Source organism: Hyphococcus luteus (assembly GCF_002943565.1).
GTDB classification, from domain to species: Bacteria; Pseudomonadota; Alphaproteobacteria; order Caulobacterales; family Parvularculaceae; genus Hyphococcus; species Hyphococcus luteus.
The window spans coordinates 985907-1001306 of record NZ_PJCH01000005.1; the positions used below are offsets into that span (position 1 = coordinate 985907).

Here is a 15400-nt window from a genome sequence, read left to right on the forward strand (position 1 = left end):
TTAGATGAAGAATCGCATTTTGGCTACCCGCCGGGCTGTTCCCGTGGGGGAGGGGCGCCGGAACCGGAGTCCGGCCCCCGTTTCGGCCGTCTGCGCGGCCACGCGCGGGGACCGCCTGGTTTCAGAGGGCGGTCTCCCGGCATCCGGCCGTCTGCTGCACGGAGTTCAAGCTGTTTGGTGGCCAGTTCGACGTGGTCAAGGATCTGATGCCGGACGGCTCGCAGCGGTTTCGCAAAACTCGCAGCGGTTTCGCAAAAGAAGCTGCCTCGACAGCTATCTCGAGGCGGCCTGGCCGCCGCTCAATCTGGCGGCCGCCGGGGTGGAGAGGGGCGATTATGAGCGCGACCTGACCCGCATCATCACGGGCGGCCTCGCCGGCTATATCGCCGACAAGACGGGCGCCTCCGTCGTGGTGGACAAGATGACCCCCGTGGAGCGCGAGGACGTTGCAGAAAGAATCAAATCCGTCTTTCCGGACGCCAAATGCGCATATCTCGTGCGGGACGGGCGCGACATCGCCGTCAGCTTCCTGTTCGACTGGCTGACCAAGGCGCATAGGGCAAGCGGCGCCATCGACACCGAAAGCGCGCGTTTCAAGCGGTTTGTAGCGAAGGAGGAGGTCGACGTCTTTCGTCTGTTCACGGACGAGGAGATCGCCGAATATGCCGGGCGCTGGGTCAAGGCCATCCGCATCTTTCGCCCGCTGGCGACCCATGTCTTCTCCTATGAAGACATGAAGATCGATCTCGGCGCGGTTTTGCGGAATTATTTCGATTTTCTCGGCGTCGGCAGCGACGACGCCGTCATCGAAGCCTGCCTTGAAGCCTCCTCCTTTAAATCCATGTCGGGCGGCAAGGGCGAAGGCGACGCCAGCCGGGTTTCCTCCGCGACGCGGCGCGGCGTGGCGCGCGGCTGGGTCGACTATTTCACCCGGGAAGACGGAAGGATCTTCAACGAGGCCGCCGGAGACCTGCTGCTCGAATTCGGCTATGAAAGCGATCCCGCCTGGTTCGAAGACTTGCCGGACAAGCTCCAGACTTTCTCGGCGCCGCCTGATCTTTTGGTCCTGCGCCCCTAGCGGGAAGGGCGGGATTTCTGTAAGCCGGAGACCGGTTTCGCGCCTTTTTTACGGGGCGCAGGCGCGGTCCCCGGAATTGTCATGAATATCGAATTTTGATTAAAGACCCGAGCGATAACGCGGTTTTGGTGAAGCGTAAGGCATATGAACAACAGCAGCGGCGATCACGAGAATATCGAATTCGGTCTCGACATCATTGCCACGGAAATCGACGGCCTTGAGGCCCTGCGGGCGGTGCTGGCCGACCGCAAGGGAGCCTTCGCCGCCGCCTTTGACAGCGCGACCGAGCTCCTGCTGCGCAATACGGGCCGCGTGATCGTCACCGGCATGGGCAAATCCGGCCATGTCGCCCGGAAAATCGCCGCGACGCTCGCCTCCACCGGCGCGCCCGCGGCTTTCGTGCATCCCGGGGAGGCGAGCCACGGCGATCTCGGCATGATCGGCGCCGGCGACGTTGTGCTCGCCCTCTCCAATTCCGGCGAGACCGCCGAACTCGGCGACATCATCGGCTATGCGGGGCGCTTCGACATTCCGTTGATCGCCATGACGGCCGGCGCGCAATCGACCCTGGCGCGGGCCGCGGATATCGCGCTCATTCTGCCCGGCGCGCGCGAAGCCTGTGCGATTACCGGCGCGCCGACGACGTCGACGACCATGACGATGGCGCTCGGCGATGCGCTCGCGGTGACGATCCTGCGGCGCAAAGGCTTCACCGCCAACGATTTCCATCAGTTTCACCCGGGCGGCAAGCTCGGCGCGGCGCTGAAACATGTGACCGAACTGATGCATCACACCGACATGCCGCTGTGCCGGCCGGCCGATACGGTCGCGCATGCTGTGGACGTCATTTCTAAGATGGGGTTCGGCTGCACCGGCGTCGTCGATGACGACGGCGCGCTCATCGGCATGGTGACGGACGGCGATTTGCGCCGCCATTTCAGCCGTTCGTTAAAAGACGCGCAGGTCAAGGACATCATGACGGCGGATCCGCAGGTGGTGCGCGAGACGAGCCTCGCCGCCGAAGCGCTGGCGCTTCTCTCCGGGCGCAAGATCACCGCCGTTTTCATCGTCGACGAAAACCGCCGTCCGCTCGGTCTTCTGCATGTGCATGACTGCCTGTCGGTGGGAGTGCTCTGAATGCCTGGCGGGTTTCGCAAATGAGAGTTCTTGTCTGGACGCCGCCATGGGTCGGGCAGGGCGGCGATCTTTTTTTCTTCAGCAACGCATTCAAGAAACATTTGCTGGCGCAGGCGAACACGCTCGCCGAAGCGGGCTGGGACGTCACCGCCGCTTTCCCGGATATTTATCAGTATGAGCTCGGCGCGGTTAGCCCGCGGGTCAAGCTGGCGCCGCTGCCCGCCATCGAGGCGATCGGCGCCGTCGGCGCCTGGGAGGACCCCTCGCGCGCGCTTTATCGCGACGGCGAGGCGTCCGAGCTGTCTCGCGGGCTCGCCCGGTGGCTCGAGGGGCGGCTGCCCGAAGCGGTCGACATCGTCCTTTTGTGGGAGACCCCGGCGCCGTATCTGAAGACGCTTTATCCGGACGCGCTGATCGTCCACCAGATGCCGGGCGCCTTTTCGCGCGCGCCCTATCCGCATCTCGTCACCTTCGATCCGAACGGTCTTTACCGCACCGGCACGATCAACCGGTGTGCTGAGGATTTCGCCGGAACGGGCGCTGACGAGGCGGGGCCGGGCGCGCAATTCGCAGCCGCCTGCCGCGCGCTTTACAGCAACTATCCGGCGCGCCTCAGCCGGGAGTTTGAAGACGCCCGGGCCGGGCGCAAGACGACGCTCCTGCCTCTGCAGATCTCCGGCCATTACGCTTTTCAGGAAGAGACCGGCTATCATTCGCAGGCGGAATATTGCCTCGACGCGCTGTCGCGCTTGCCTGCGGAAAACGCGGTGCTTATCACGCAATACATCTCGCGGCTCTATTCCGATAAGCCGATCACGCCCGAATTCTATAGGCATATCAAAGAAAAATTCCCGAACGCCTGTTACGACTTCGAACTCGAAAAGCTGCCCTCCGCGTCGCAATATCTGTTGCAGGAAGTCGATGAGATCGTCGCCGCGACCACGGCGTTGTCGGTTCAGGCGCTTGCCTGGGACCTGCCGATCAGGGTTTTCAAGGACACGCACTTGGCTGTGCTGGACGAATCCAGGTTGAACAGGACCGACCAGCGGCTCGGCGTTCTTTCCAATGTGCTTGACAAGCTGCAGCCGCTGGCGCGCCTGGTGACGGAGGACAAAGCCTTCCTTGCGGCGCTGCTCGAAGAGCTGCACGCCCGGCGCCACGCGCCGCCGGCGGAGCGGCTTGTCAGCTACCGGTCCATCGATCCTGATTATTTTGACACGGTCATGGGCGCGTTTCGTGAAGACGAGTTGCCCGTCCGCAGGCTGGCGCCCGGCGCCGGGGCGGCGGCGCCCGCCGCGCAAAGCCCCGATGCGCAGCTTGCCGAAGCGCTCGCCGCCGCCGACATCGCGCTTGTCTCCTTCGATCTTTTCGACACGCTGATTTTCCGCAACATCGAAGCGCCGGCGGACCTCTATGCGTTTCTGGAGATGCGGCTTCGGCAAAAAGGCTTCGCGGTTCCTTTCGAGTTCGCGCAAAAACGCCTCGATGCGGAGTTGCAGGCGCGCAGTCTTGCGACCGGCGAGGAAATCGAGCTCCGGGACATCTATCGCTGCCTGCAGGAGGAAACAGGCGTTCCTGATTCGCTGTTGGACGCGTTTTACAAAGAAGAAGTCGAGATTGAAGTCGATTTCTGCGCGCCCCGTCCGGTCGGCCAAAAGCTATGGGAGGCGGCGAAAAAAGCAGGCCCGCGGATCTGCGTGACGAGCGACATGTATCTGCCCGAAACCTGCATCCGGCGCATCCTCGACAAATGCGGGTTTGGCGACTTTGAAACGCTCTATTTGTCGTCATCGCTTGGCGCGACCAAGAAACACGGCACTTTGTTCAAACATATCGCGAAAGAGACGGGACTTGAGCCCGGCAAAATTCTTCATGTGGGCGATACGGTGAAAACCGACATCACCCCGGCCAAGGAAGCCGGGCTTGAAACGCTCCACCTCCCAAAAAGCATAGAGCATTTTCGCCAGAACGATTTTCTCGCAAGCGCTTACGCGAAAAGAGGCGCCATCGCCGAAGCCGACCGCAGCGCCATCGTCGGCACGGTCGCCTGCAGGCTTTTCGGCGAAGGGCGCGCGAGCGAAGAAGACTCCGCCTTTAACGGCGACCCCTGGGCTATGGGCTACGCTTGCATCGGGCCGATGCTGCTCGGCTTCTCGCAATGGCTGCGCAGGCAATCGGCGCAGCATGATGTCCGCATGCTGCATTTTCTGTCGCGCGAAGGCCTGATCATGAAAAAGGCGTTCGACAGGCTTCAGGCGGTCGCGCCGACGGGCGTTGGCTCGAATTATCTTTACGGCTCGCGCCGCGCCATCCGCATCGCCAATCTTGCGACGCGCCAGGACATCACGGAGCTTTTAAATCAGACGATTGACGTCAACGCCACCGTGGCCGCCCTGATGGAGGGCCGTTTCGGCGCGCCCGCGAGCGCCCTGACGCCGGCGGTGCTTCGCGAGGCGGGCGTCAGCTCGGCCGAGGCAATGATTCGCACACTGCCCGATTACAAGGCGAAGCTTTACAAAATCTGCGCCGCCTTGTCCGACGAAATTCTGGAGAACGCGGCCGAAGAGCGTAAACTCTATCTGGAATATTTGACCGAGAACGGATTTGACAATCCGCAGGAGACGGCGCTTGTCGATATTGGCTGGAGCGGCAACATGCAGGGCGCGCTCGGCCGCCTTCTCGAGACGCCCTTGCGCGGCTATTATTTCGCCACCTTGTCGAGCGCGCATAAATGGTCTGTGCAAGGGCAAAACCTGCATGGCTATTTTGCGGAATTTTGCGCCAATCCCGTCTCTATGCCGATTTTGAACTACCGCCTGCTGCTTGAAGACATGCTGTGCGACATCACGCCGAGCGTCGTGCGGGTTGAAAAAGGGGAGGACGGCGCCTTTCGCCCCGTCTTCAAAGACCGGCAAGAGGACGCCGACCGGATCGCCGCCGTGGCGCCGTTGCAGGAAGGGGCGCTCAAATTTGTCGACGATGTTTGTGCGCAATTCGGTCCGCTGGTCGCCGACATGGAGCTGCGCCCGGATCTGACGACGGCGTTCCTCAGCGCTTTTGTGAACCGTCCCCGTCCTGAAGACGCGCGCATTTTCATGGGGCGCCGGCTCGACGATGCGTTCAGCGGTTCGGTGGGCCGCTATCTCCTAGCCCCTGACGCAAAGGGCGGCGCGAATCCGAAAAACTCCTATTGGCGCGCAGGCGCGGCGGCGTTCGCAGAGCCGCCTGCGCCGGCGGGCGCGGGTTTTCTCGCCGGCGACGATACGCTGGAGCATCAGCCTTTCCTGTCGCGTCTGGTCCTGAAAATCGCTTATGCGCTGCTCAAAGACCGCTTCACGGATTATCAGCGGCGGTTATATAAGGATGCGCCGCGTGAGCTGTTCCGCAACTTCAGCAATCCGCTGCTCGTGGGACTTGGACGCATAGCAGGCGTGCGCTGAGCCGCGATTTGTTTCGGGATAGCCTTATGGCCGGAAATGAGGACAACATGAAGATCGACGGCCCGCGCGGATTCGAAGAGCTGAGCCGCAACAAGGTCGAGCAGATCAAGAACTCGCCCGAGCAGATGGAGAGAGTTCTCCTTTCCTCCGCGCGTCAGGCGGTCTCCAACCGGCTGAGCAAAGGGTTTTTCGAAAACTGCTATCAGATGCTTTATGCTGAGGAGGAATTGGCGCGCCGGCCGTTTTTGAATATCGGCCCGGGCTCTTTCAAGCATCCGCACTGGCGTCTCGCCGACAAAAAATATGGCGACGACAACGCCGCCTGGACCGAAAAGCGGCGCGGCGTCGAACAGACGTCGACCGACTATTACTGGGACGCCTATTCGGGAAAGCCGCTGGACGAAAAGGACGGTTTTTTCAAGATCGTCTATTCGAGCCATGTCATAGAACACATGTTCGAGGACGACGCGGCGTTTTACTTGAGCGAGGTCAAGCGCCTGCTGGAGCCGGGTGGAACCGTGCGGCTCGTCTGCCCGGACGCCGATCTTTATGTCGGCGCCTATGCGCGCCGGGATTGGCTGTTTTTCTTTCACTATCTGCAGGTGAAGACACAGCGGCTGAAAAAAGACATCATGGCGCTCACCGAACAAGAGAAGAAGCGCGTCTGCGCCAAGTTCTTCCTGGAGTCCTTCAGCCTGCTGACCGCGCCTGGAAACCCGACTTCCCTGAAGCCGGCGCAGTGCGTCGAATTCATCGAACAGTTCGACGATCTTTACGCCTGCCTCACCGAGGCGTCGAAACTCTCCTCGCGCGAAGTCAACGCCAAAGTCGGCGCCCATGTGAACTGGTTCAACGAGGACAAGCTGCGGCGCGCCATGGAAAAGGCCGGTTTCAAAAACATCCGCCGCTCGGGCTATCTGCAAAGCGCCGCGCCGGTCCTGCGCGATCCGCGCTATTTCGACCGCACCGATTACGAGATGTCGCTTTACATGGAGGCGGACGCGTAAGGGGCGCTTACTCGTCGAAGGAGTAGCCGAAAAAGCGGATGTCTTCCCCGTATAACTGCGCCACCGTGCGCCGGTCAGCGGCGTTGTAATAAGACATATAGTCTTTTCGCCGCGAGCGGTTCACATGACGGAGTTCGATGTCCTTGTCGTAGCGCTGTTTAACAAGCGCTTTCAATAATTCGAAATCCTCCTCGATGCGTTCGAGGCGCATGATGAAATCCGGCATGAACCGGCCGCGCGGAGAGAAGCATAGTTTCGTCTGCGGCATGACATGCACGTCGCGAATTTCGTCCCAGTTCGAGTCCAGCGCTGCGACATATTCCTCGAACGGCATCTTGTGGCGAAAGGCCGGGAATTTCTGCAGCCTCTTATGCATGGTCTTGCTCGCCACCTTGTCGGAGTAATGCGAGACGACGCGGTCCCAAGGGTTGCGGACGATCGTGAAGGTGAAGGTGCGCGGCGTGATCAGCTCGCTCTTGTCATAATTCCGGATGACGTTTGGCAGAAATTTCTTCTGTACGGAATCTTTTTCCGTAGCATCAGCCTTGCGCAAGTCTTCTTCCGTCAGGAATACCGACAAGGCCGCCAGGATGGAGCTGTTGCCGGCTTTCGGCATGGCGATGAAGACAAGATCCGAATTCGGAATGGCGAAAATGGTTGGCTGCACAGTCAACTCGTTCCCTGGGTCATACAAACGCGCCCGACATCATCGAGCAAACAGCTTCTGCTCATGCAATGAATTGGAATGAAGGCCCGGCGCCAACAATTCAGCAATGCAAATCAATGGGATAAAACCTAGGCAGGCGCGCCGGGTCAGTCAATGAGCTTGGGTTCGCGCCGCTCGAGCTTGGCGAGGACCTCTTCAGGCGGTCCCAGCGCGCGGACCCGCCCGCGATTGAGCCACAACACCTTGTTGCATTCGCTCTGGATGAGTTTGTGATTATGGGTCGCGAGCACGAGAATGCCGGCCTGGTCCACCAATTCGCGCATTCTTTCCCGCGCTTTTCTCCGAAATTCCGTGTCGCCGGCGCCGAGCCATTCGTCCATCAGCAGGATTTCCGGCGTGAACGCTGTGCCGCAGGCGAATTTCAGCCGCATCGCCATGCCGCTCGAATAGGTGCGCACCGGCAAATCGATAAACGGGCCGAGTTCTGCGAAGTCGGCGATCTCGTCGGCCTTCGCGCGGATCTCGCGCAAGGAGCGTCCGGCGGCGAGCCCCATCAGTTCGATATTGCGCCGGCCCGTCGCTTCGCGCTGCATGCCGATGCCGACATTGAAGAGCGAGGCGATGTTGCCCGAAACGGAAACCCGGCCGAGCGACGGCTCGTAGACGCCCGCCATGACGCGCAGGAGCGTCGACTTGCCTGAGCCGTTGCGCCCCACAAGCCCCAGCCGGTCGCCGTCGCGCAGATCGAGCGACAGATCGGAAAAAGCGACGACGCTGCTGCGGCCCTTTTGGGTGACGACATTCGATCCGGGCTTGCGCGTGTTGGCCGGCGTTCCGCCGGGCGTGCGGCCCAGCAAAGGATAGGCGACCGTAACGTTCTCAAGAAGGATGCGCGCCATTACTCAAACCCAGAAAGCGATTTTGGCGCGCGCATAAGCGAAAAACAGGAACGCCGTCAATGATCCCGCGGCGGTGATGGCGAGGACGACGGACAGGCTGTCGAACGGAATCGTTCCATAGAGCACCGGATCGCGAAAGATGAACAGGAAGTGGGCGAAGGGATTGTACATCAGGTACTTGGCCAGTTCGCCCATGCGGTCGGGATGCCAGAAAATCGGCGTCAGGAAAAACATCATCCGCATGATGGTGGAAACAAGGTGACTCAAATCGCGAAACCGCGCGGAGAGCATCGACAACAGCATCACCGCCCACAGGCCGTTGATGAGAAACAGGAGGCTGGCGGGGAAGAGGAAAAACGCTGCGGGCGTCAGCCGGACGCCGCTGGCGATCAAGGTTACAATCACCACCAGCGAGTTGAGGAGCGTAATGATGGAAACCCGCGTTACGGTTTTAAAAAAGAAAACAAAATAGGGGATGCGGCCGCCCTTGATCCAGTTCTGCGCGCCGGTGACGGCCGAACACCCTTCGCCGACGGCTGAGGCGATGAAGCTCCAGGCGAGAAAACCGAGCGCCACATAAGGAGCGAAGGACCGCACGTCTCCTCCGCCCAGCGGCAGAAAGATAAGGACCTTGATGCCGAGAAACACGGCGAAGGACACTAGAACCCAGACAAGCCCGAGATAAGAGCGCCGGTAAGAATTGCGAATATCCTCGAGCGCCAGCGATATCCATAGATTCGCCTCGGAAACGCTCTGCGAAATATCTGCGAGCGCAGCCTCGAATTTGTTGCTTTCCGTGCTGAACGCCGTCTGTCTCATCGTTCGTTCCAATCAAAGGCGCCGGCAGGCGCGGTGAAGCTTATTTATCGAATCTGACGGAATGGCAAAGTCCTTATCGACGCGCCGGATTCGTCTCGTGCGGGAGCAGCCTAATTTCTGAGGTTCCAGGCGACGACGCGCGCGCCGCCGCCGGGTCCGATCCGCACGACGCCGTAAGCGGCGGTTTTGAGTTTTTGCGGGAAATCGCCGTCTTTTTCATCGGCCGCGGCGAGCGCGAAACGCGCGACGCCATTGGAGGTGACGGCGAGAACCGGTCCCGGCCCGCCCGCGAGCTTTTCGAAAAACGCCCGCCAGCTTCCCGTCAGCGCCGCCGGATCGACCCGCCAGCCGGGCGGCGGCGCGGCGCTTTCCTCCCATGCGGCCAAAGCGTCGGCGCCGATGCGCGCGACGACCTCTTCCTCGGGCTTGCCTTCGTCCGGTCCGTAATGGATTTCGGTGAGGCTTTCTTCCGTCTCGATGGCGGGCGGCGCGTCTTGCGCGGCGCAAACCCGCCTTGCGGTCTCCATGGTGCGCTTCAAAGGCGCGGCGAAAATGCGGGAGAACCCGCCGAACCGTTCGGCGAGCGCGCGCCCGACCGCGTCCGCCTGCTCGCGTCCCGAGCCAGAGAGCGGCAGGTCCGTGCCCGCGCCTACGCGCAAGACCGCGTCGCCTTTGTCGAAAGTGTTGCCGTGGCGCAGGATGACGAGGTCAGGCATCGGCGAAATACTCCGCATCCGGATCGCCATGGGCCGCAATCAGCGCTTCGACCCGCGCCAGATCTTCGGCCGTGTCGACGCCGCTCGAAGACACCGCCGGCGCGTCCACAAGCACGCAGCGGATGGTCATGCCGTTTTCCAGAAGACGCAGTTGCTCCAGGCCCTCGAGTTCTTCGTAGCGCGAAGGGGGAAGCTCCGTGAACTTTTTCAGGGCGGCGTAGCGGAAGCCGTAAAGGCCGATATGGCGATAGACGGGCGATGTTTCGCTTTGCTCGCGCAGCGCCGCCTCCTTGCGCATCGCCGGCTGGATCGATTTCGAAAACCACAGCGCGTTCCCGTCCGGCCCGATGAGGCAGGTGGTGCCGCTGAAGGGCGTCGTCTCCTTCGCCTTGCGCAAGGCGTCGAGTCCCCTCCAGTCGAGCTGGATGCAGGGCGTCGCCGCATCGGCGTCGCTCTCTTCGAGGGCGCGGATCACCGCCGTTATGTGGCCGACCGGCGTGAAGGGGGCGTCGCCCTGTAGATTGACAACGATGTCGGGGCGGGTCTGCATCGCATTGGCGGCGGCCAGCGCCCGGTCGGACCCGCTGGCCAGCGCCGGATCGGTCATCACCGCAGGGATGCCGGTTTTGTTGCAATGATCCATGATGCGTTGATCGTCGGTGGCGACCGCATAGGCCGCCTTGTCGATGCCGGCCTCTTCGATGGCGCAGGCGGCGGCGCGGGCGCGGGCCGCCACGCGATCCAGCATGGTCCGCCCGGCGATTTTCGCCAGGGGTTTGCCGGGAAAGCGCGTCGAGCCGTATCGCGCGGGCACGACAATAAGAACAGACATCGCGAAATCGTCCTTTGGGAAGCGGCCTCAGCCACTTCCTGTTAGGGGATCGCAGCCCTCATGGCCAGACTTGCGGCGGGCCGCGCCAAATTGATTCCCCATGGCCAATCAGATAGGTCTCTTGGCAAGCATGGGGCGGCGCCCGCCCGAGCCCCGCAACGCCTCCAATCCTCACAGGAGTCCCGTCTTGTTGACCTTGAAAGAATATGGCTGGTCCATCGGCCCCGGCGCGCCGCTCGCGGTGATCGCCGGCATCAATGTGCTCGAAGACCTCGATCTCGCCCTGACGATCGGGAGCGCGCTCAAAGAAAGCTGCGCCGCGCTCGGCCTGCCTTACATGTTCAAGGCGAGCTTCGACAAGGCGAACCGCTCGTCGATCAAATCCTATCGCGGGCCCGGCCTCGATCAGGGCCTTGAGCAGCTCGCCGCGGTCAAGGAAAAACTCGGCGTTCCGGTCTGCACCGACATTCACGAACCGGATCAGGCGGCGCGCGTCGCCGAGATTGCGGACCTAATCCAGATCCCCGCCTTTCTGTGCCGCCAGACAGATCTCGTGCGCGCCGTCGCCGAGGCGGCGGAGGCGAAGGACAAGCTGATCCAGGTGAAAAAGGCGCAGTTCCTGGCGCCTTGGGATTGCAAAAACATCGTCTCGAAAATCGGCGAGGTGACAAAGACAGAGCGCGTGATCCTGTGCGAGCGCGGCGCGAGCTTCGGCTACAACAATCTCGTCGTCGACATGCTGGGCATTGGCGAGATGAAAAAGCTGGGGACCCCGGTGACCATCGACGCCACCCATGCGGTGCAATTGCCCGGCGCCGATCCGCGCACCGCCGGCGCGTCCACCGGTGGGCGGCGCGAGGGCGTGGCGGTGATCGCCAGATCGGCGGTGGCCGCCGGCGCCGACGGCGTCTTCCTCGAATTCCACACCGATCCCGACAAGGCGCTTTGCGACGGGCCGTCCTGCCTCGCCATCGAGACGGCGAAACCGCTTTTGACGACGCTGAAGCAGCTCCACGAGATCACTGCGGCGGCCTCCTGACGGCGGGGCGAAAGGCATGGGCGCCGCATCCCTCTCCCGCTACGCCGACCATCTTTCCGCCGCGCTTCGGAACCTGCCGGCGATGCTGCGCGTCAAGGCCTCGGGGCTTTTCGACGCCGAAGACTACAAGCGGGTCAATCCCGAATGCGATTTCGGCGCCTTGCGGTGTCTGTGGCACTGGGTCCGCCACGGTTATCCGGAAGGGCGCATCCCCAGCGAATCGCCGGTGACGAACTGGCTTTTGCCCCATGTGACGAGCGGCGATATTTCCCTGCGCGCTGCAAAAGACGTGAGTCGCGCCGGGCGCGGCGAGGATTTGCGCGCAGCGAGCGCGGCGGCGGGGCTCGACCTCAGCGAGCTCGACTATCTCGACAGTTATCTGCATTGCGATTTCGAGGCGGCGGCGCGCCATCTCGAAAAGACAAGCGGCCTTTTCTATCTGCGAGCCGTCCATCAGGCCCTCAGGGCGATGCCGGCGATCGACAATTTTCGGCCGGCTTACGAAAAGATCCTCGCCGACCCGGCTTGCGCGCCCGAACGGCTCTCCGCGCCGGACATGACGCGCCTGCGCAATATCGCCTTCGCCGCCGGCGCGCCCTGGGCGCAGATCGCGCGCTACAACCGGCCAATCGCACAAGCCTCGCCGGCGCCGGCCATCGATCCCGGCTGGGAGATTTTTTCCGCCGTCGCCGGCGACAATGCCGTTTCCGCTGAGGCCTTCACCAGCATCACGCTTGAGGGCGAGGCCTTCGCGAAGCGGCCCGCTATGCCGGACGACGCAATTCTCTTCATGCCGGACGATGCGCTCTGGCGGGCCGCGGGCGAGAATGAAAAGCTGATCCGCGAGGCGTTCAAGCTGACGGCCCGGCGCATCCTCGCCAGCGGCGCCGGCGCCGTTGTCCTGCCCGCGCCGTTTACGCGCGATTTGTCGGCGGTCGACCTGCCGCCTTTCCGCGTCGTTTCCTATCACACCTATGCGGCGGACCGGCCGGAGATGCTGCATTACAAAGAATCGAGCCTGCGCGGCGTCTTTTTCTTCGATGCGAAAGGCTATAGCGGCGCGTCGGCCGCCGGCGACGCGCGTTTTGCCGATAGGCCGGTCAATCGCGATCTCGTCGCGAGGATGCGCGAGCGCTACCAGTCATCCGACATGACCAAATACAGGCCTGCGCCGTCTGAGGAAACGCAAGGCTTTGACGCGCCCGAAGACTATGTCTTCGTTCCCTTGCAGGTGCTCGACGATTCCTCGCAACGCTGGCAGGCGCTGCAATCCTGGCGATTGCTGGAGATCGCGGCGGATTATTATGCGGGCTCCGCCACAAAAGTCGTCGCCAAGCGCCACCCTTACGATCGCACGCCGTTTACCAGGGAGCTGCTCGCTCGCCTGGCTGGCGAGCACAAGATTATCGTTACGGATGAGCCGATCCAAAAGCTGCTTGCCGGGGCGAAGGCAGTTTGTGTGGCGAATTCCGGCGTTGGTTTTGAGGCGCTTTTGTACGGCAAGCCGGTCGTCAGCACCGGGCGCAGTGAATATCATGCCTGCACTTATTTTTGCGAAGACAAGACGCAGGTCGCCGCCGCGCTTGAAGCGATCGGGCGCGCGGACGGCAATCCGAAAGAAGAAGAAACCGTGCGCTATCTGTCGGGGTTTTTCGAAACCGCCGCCTTCGAGGTCGGCGCGGACGGGAGCGGCCGGCTGGAGGGCGGATTCGGCGCGCTTGACCGGCATCTGCGCCGCTCATGAGGCGCGCCGTTAGCCGCCTTTAAAAAGGCGATGTGAAGTCGGCCCAGCCCGGCGCTCCGGCGTCCTTAGCCGAAAGCGAGACCTCGCTTTCTTCAAAGCCCCAATCGATGGCGAGGGCCGGATCGTTCCATCTGACCGAGCCGTCGCTGGCGCCGTCGTAAAAGGCGTCGACCTTGTAGGCGACCTCCGTATCGGGCTCGAGCGTGACGAAGCCGTGGAGGAAGCCTCTGGGCACGAAGATCTGCCTGCCGTTTTCGGCGGAGAGCTCGGCCTTCACCCATTGGCCGAAAGTGGGCGAGGCTTTGCGGGCGTCGACGGCGACGTCGATGATCGAGCCGCGCAAGACCCGCACCAGTTTCGACTGGGCGTGGGGCGGCGCCTGGTAATGGAGGCCGCGCAACGTGCCTTTTTGCGCCGAATAGGAGTGGTTGTCCTGGACGAAATCAACGTCGATCCCGGCCTCTTTGAAGGCGCGGGCGTTGTAGGTCTCGGAAAAGAATCCCCGGTCGTCGGAAAAGCGCCGTGGCGTGATGACCTTTACTTCAGGAATTTCAAGACTGTGGACGTCCATCGGGGCCTCTCTTGCAGATTTTCCCCCATCAAGCCCAGCCCGTTGGCGATTGCAAGCCGGGCGGAATCGCCCCCGGAATTCCTCTTGAAATCACGCGGTGGAAAATTTCCCCGTGTCGTCCCCAAAACAATCCCCAGCCTTTGGGGAAGGCTATTTGAAAACAAGAACCCACATCATCTTGCGATATGCCTCAAAACAAATCACAAGATATAGGCAACATCCCGTCCACCCCATGCTCATTGCAGGACCTTCGAAAAATGGCTGACGCTTCCTCTTCGCCGCATGAAATCTCCGCCGATCTGCCGGGCCTCATGACCCCGTCCTACGCCTACAAGCCGTTCCGCTATCCGTGGGCCTACGATTTCTGGAAGAAGCAGCAGCAGGTCCACTGGATGCCCGAAGAGGTGCCTTTGGGCGAGGACTGCAAGGACTGGGCGAACAAGCTCGACGACGGCGAGCGCAATCTCCTGACGCAGATTTTCCGCTTCTTCACCCAGTCGGACATCGAGGTGAACGACAATTACATGGAGCGCTATTCCCGCGTCTTCAAACCCACCGAAGTGAAGATGATGCTGTCGGCCTTCTCCAATATGGAGACGATCCATGTGGCCGCTTATGCGCTGCTGCTCGAGACGATCGGCATGCCGGATTCGGAGTTCACGGCGTTTCTTCAGTACAAGGAAATGGCCGACAAACATGACTATATGCAGCGTTTCGGCGTCGACAGTCACGAAGACATTGCGCGCACGCTCGCCATGTTCGGCGCCTTCACCGAAGGGCTTCAGCTTTTCGCGTCCTTCGCCATGCTGATGAACTTCCCGCGCTTCAACAAGATGAAAGGCATGGGCCAGATCGTCACCTGGTCGATTCGCGATGAGTCGCTGCACTGCGAGGGCATGATCAGAATGTATCACGCCTTTGCGCGCGAGACCGGCTGCGTCACGAAGCAGGTCGCCGACGACATCATCGAATGCTGCGAGACGGTGGTGGGGCTTGAGGACAAGTTCATCGATCTTGCCTTCGAGATGGGCCCGGTGCAGGGCATGAATGCGCAGGACATCAAGAACTACATCCGCTATATCGCCGACTGGCGTCTCGGCCAGCTTGAGCTGCCGAAGCTTTACGGCGTCGAGAAGCACCCGTTGCCCTGGCTGACGGAAATCCTCAACGGCGTCGAGCACGCCAATTTCTTCGAGGCCCGGGCCACGGAATATTCCAAAGCGGCGACCCGCGGCGAATGGCACGGCGATGACGGCGTGTGGTCGAATTTCGACCAGATGATGGCCCGCCGCAACGAAACGGCTAACGCCTGAGCCTCTGGGCGATGTTCACAAAGCCGGCGGGGCCCTTTAAGCGGTGTCGCCGAAGGTAAGACACCTGCAAGGTTGCGGGTGCTAAGCTGCGGCGGTGATGACCCAGAGCTCGACATCCCGGACGGCGCCGGAAGCGTC

At 61.8% G+C, this 15400-nt stretch carries 13 protein-coding genes; 7 read left to right on the forward strand and 6 right to left on the reverse strand.

Translation table 11 applies throughout. From position 1 onward, the window contains the following. Positions 1-319: 319 nt before the first annotated feature. The 4 genes from CW354_RS09710 to CW354_RS09725 all read left to right on the forward strand — a co-directional run bounded on the left by CW354_RS09710 (position 320) and on the right by CW354_RS09725 (position 6662). Entirely contained in the window at positions 320-1078 is a 759-nt protein-coding gene (locus CW354_RS09710; RefSeq protein ID WP_165793627.1) for a sulfotransferase domain-containing protein, read from the forward strand. A 144-nt stretch (positions 1079-1222) separates the two neighbouring features. Further along, complete coding sequence (locus tag CW354_RS09715; protein ID WP_104829795.1) at positions 1223-2215, forward strand: KpsF/GutQ family sugar-phosphate isomerase; 993 nt, start codon at positions 1223-1225, stop codon at positions 2213-2215. A gap of 20 nt (positions 2216-2235) precedes the next feature. After that, entirely contained in the window at positions 2236-5655 is a 3420-nt protein-coding gene (locus CW354_RS09720; protein WP_104829796.1) for an HAD family hydrolase, read from the forward strand. Between the two features lie 26 nt (positions 5656-5681). Further along, complete coding sequence (locus CW354_RS09725) at positions 5682-6662, forward strand: class I SAM-dependent methyltransferase (RefSeq protein WP_104829797.1); 981 nt, start codon at positions 5682-5684, stop codon at positions 6660-6662. Between the two features lie 7 nt (positions 6663-6669). On the opposite strand, the gene CW354_RS09730 is transcribed toward CW354_RS09725, so the two are convergent. The 5 genes from CW354_RS09730 to kdsB all read right to left on the reverse strand — a co-directional run bounded on the left by CW354_RS09730 (position 6670) and on the right by kdsB (position 10595). Beyond that, positions 6670-7329 (reverse strand): sulfotransferase family 2 domain-containing protein, encoded by a 660-nt coding sequence (locus CW354_RS09730; RefSeq protein WP_104829798.1) that lies wholly within the window; start codon positions 7327-7329, stop codon positions 6670-6672. A 146-nt stretch (positions 7330-7475) separates the two neighbouring features. Further along, positions 7476-8228, reverse strand: coding sequence for an ABC transporter ATP-binding protein (locus tag CW354_RS09735; protein WP_104829799.1), 753 nt, complete (start codon positions 8226-8228; stop codon positions 7476-7478). 3 nt (positions 8229-8231) lie between these two features. Further along, positions 8232-9047, reverse strand: coding sequence for an ABC transporter permease (locus CW354_RS09740; protein ID WP_104829800.1), 816 nt, complete (start codon positions 9045-9047; stop codon positions 8232-8234). 110 nt (positions 9048-9157) lie between these two features. Continuing rightward, entirely contained in the window at positions 9158-9763 is a 606-nt protein-coding gene (locus CW354_RS09745) for a histidine phosphatase family protein (RefSeq protein WP_104829801.1), read from the reverse strand. Beyond that, entirely contained in the window at positions 9756-10595 is an 840-nt protein-coding gene (gene kdsB, locus CW354_RS09750) for a 3-deoxy-manno-octulosonate cytidylyltransferase (protein WP_104829802.1), read from the reverse strand. Before kdsB ends, CW354_RS09745 begins: the two co-directional genes overlap by 8 nt. Before the next feature lie 130 nt (positions 10596-10725). On the opposite strand from kdsB, the gene kdsA reads away from it, so the two are divergent. Both kdsA and CW354_RS09760 read left to right on the forward strand, forming a co-directional pair. Further along, positions 10726-11634, forward strand: coding sequence for a 3-deoxy-8-phosphooctulonate synthase (gene kdsA, locus CW354_RS09755; protein WP_104829803.1), 909 nt, complete (start codon positions 10726-10728; stop codon positions 11632-11634). A gap of 16 nt (positions 11635-11650) precedes the next feature. Beyond that, positions 11651-13378, forward strand: coding sequence for a capsular polysaccharide export protein, LipB/KpsS family (locus CW354_RS09760; RefSeq protein WP_104829804.1), 1728 nt, complete (start codon positions 11651-11653; stop codon positions 13376-13378). A 19-nt stretch (positions 13379-13397) separates the two neighbouring features. On the opposite strand, the gene rfbC is transcribed toward CW354_RS09760, so the two are convergent. Next, the gene (gene rfbC, locus CW354_RS09765; protein WP_104829805.1) at positions 13398-13949 is read right to left on the reverse strand and encodes a dTDP-4-dehydrorhamnose 3,5-epimerase; all 552 of its coding nucleotides are present in this window, start codon (positions 13947-13949) and stop codon (positions 13398-13400) included. 257 nt (positions 13950-14206) lie between these two features. Between rfbC and CW354_RS09770 the strand changes: the two genes are divergently transcribed. Next, positions 14207-15262 carry a ribonucleotide-diphosphate reductase subunit beta gene (locus tag CW354_RS09770; protein ID WP_104829806.1) on the forward strand — a complete coding sequence of 352 codons (1056 nt, stop codon included), beginning with the start codon at positions 14207-14209 and terminating at the stop codon, positions 15260-15262. The last annotated feature ends 138 nt before the right edge of the window (positions 15263-15400 follow it).

Excerpts from the sequence above, each read along its gene's own strand:
- CW354_RS09725 (WP_104829797.1), top strand. The coding sequence starts at position 5,682 with ATGGCCGGAAATGAGGACAACATGAAGATCGACGGCCCGCGCGGATTC.
- CW354_RS09720 (WP_104829796.1), top strand. The coding sequence starts at position 2,236 with ATGAGAGTTCTTGTCTGGACGCCGCCATGGGTCGGGCAGGGCGGCGAT.
- rfbC (WP_104829805.1), bottom strand. The coding sequence starts at position 13,949 with ATGGACGTCCACAGTCTTGAAATTCCTGAAGTAAAGGTCATCACGCCA.
- CW354_RS09760 (WP_104829804.1), top strand. The coding sequence starts at position 11,651 with ATGGGCGCCGCATCCCTCTCCCGCTACGCCGACCATCTTTCCGCCGCG.
- kdsB (WP_104829802.1), bottom strand. The coding sequence starts at position 10,595 with ATGTCTGTTCTTATTGTCGTGCCCGCGCGATACGGCTCGACGCGCTTT.
- kdsA (WP_104829803.1), top strand. The coding sequence starts at position 10,726 with ATGGGGCGGCGCCCGCCCGAGCCCCGCAACGCCTCCAATCCTCACAGG.
- CW354_RS09715 (WP_104829795.1), top strand. The coding sequence starts at position 1,223 with ATGAACAACAGCAGCGGCGATCACGAGAATATCGAATTCGGTCTCGAC.
- CW354_RS09735 (WP_104829799.1), bottom strand. The coding sequence starts at position 8,228 with ATGGCGCGCATCCTTCTTGAGAACGTTACGGTCGCCTATCCTTTGCTG.
- CW354_RS09740 (WP_104829800.1), bottom strand. The coding sequence starts at position 9,047 with ATGAGACAGACGGCGTTCAGCACGGAAAGCAACAAATTCGAGGCTGCG.
- CW354_RS09745 (WP_104829801.1), bottom strand. The coding sequence starts at position 9,763 with ATGCCTGACCTCGTCATCCTGCGCCACGGCAACACTTTCGACAAAGGC.
- CW354_RS09770 (WP_104829806.1), top strand. The coding sequence starts at position 14,207 with ATGGCTGACGCTTCCTCTTCGCCGCATGAAATCTCCGCCGATCTGCCG.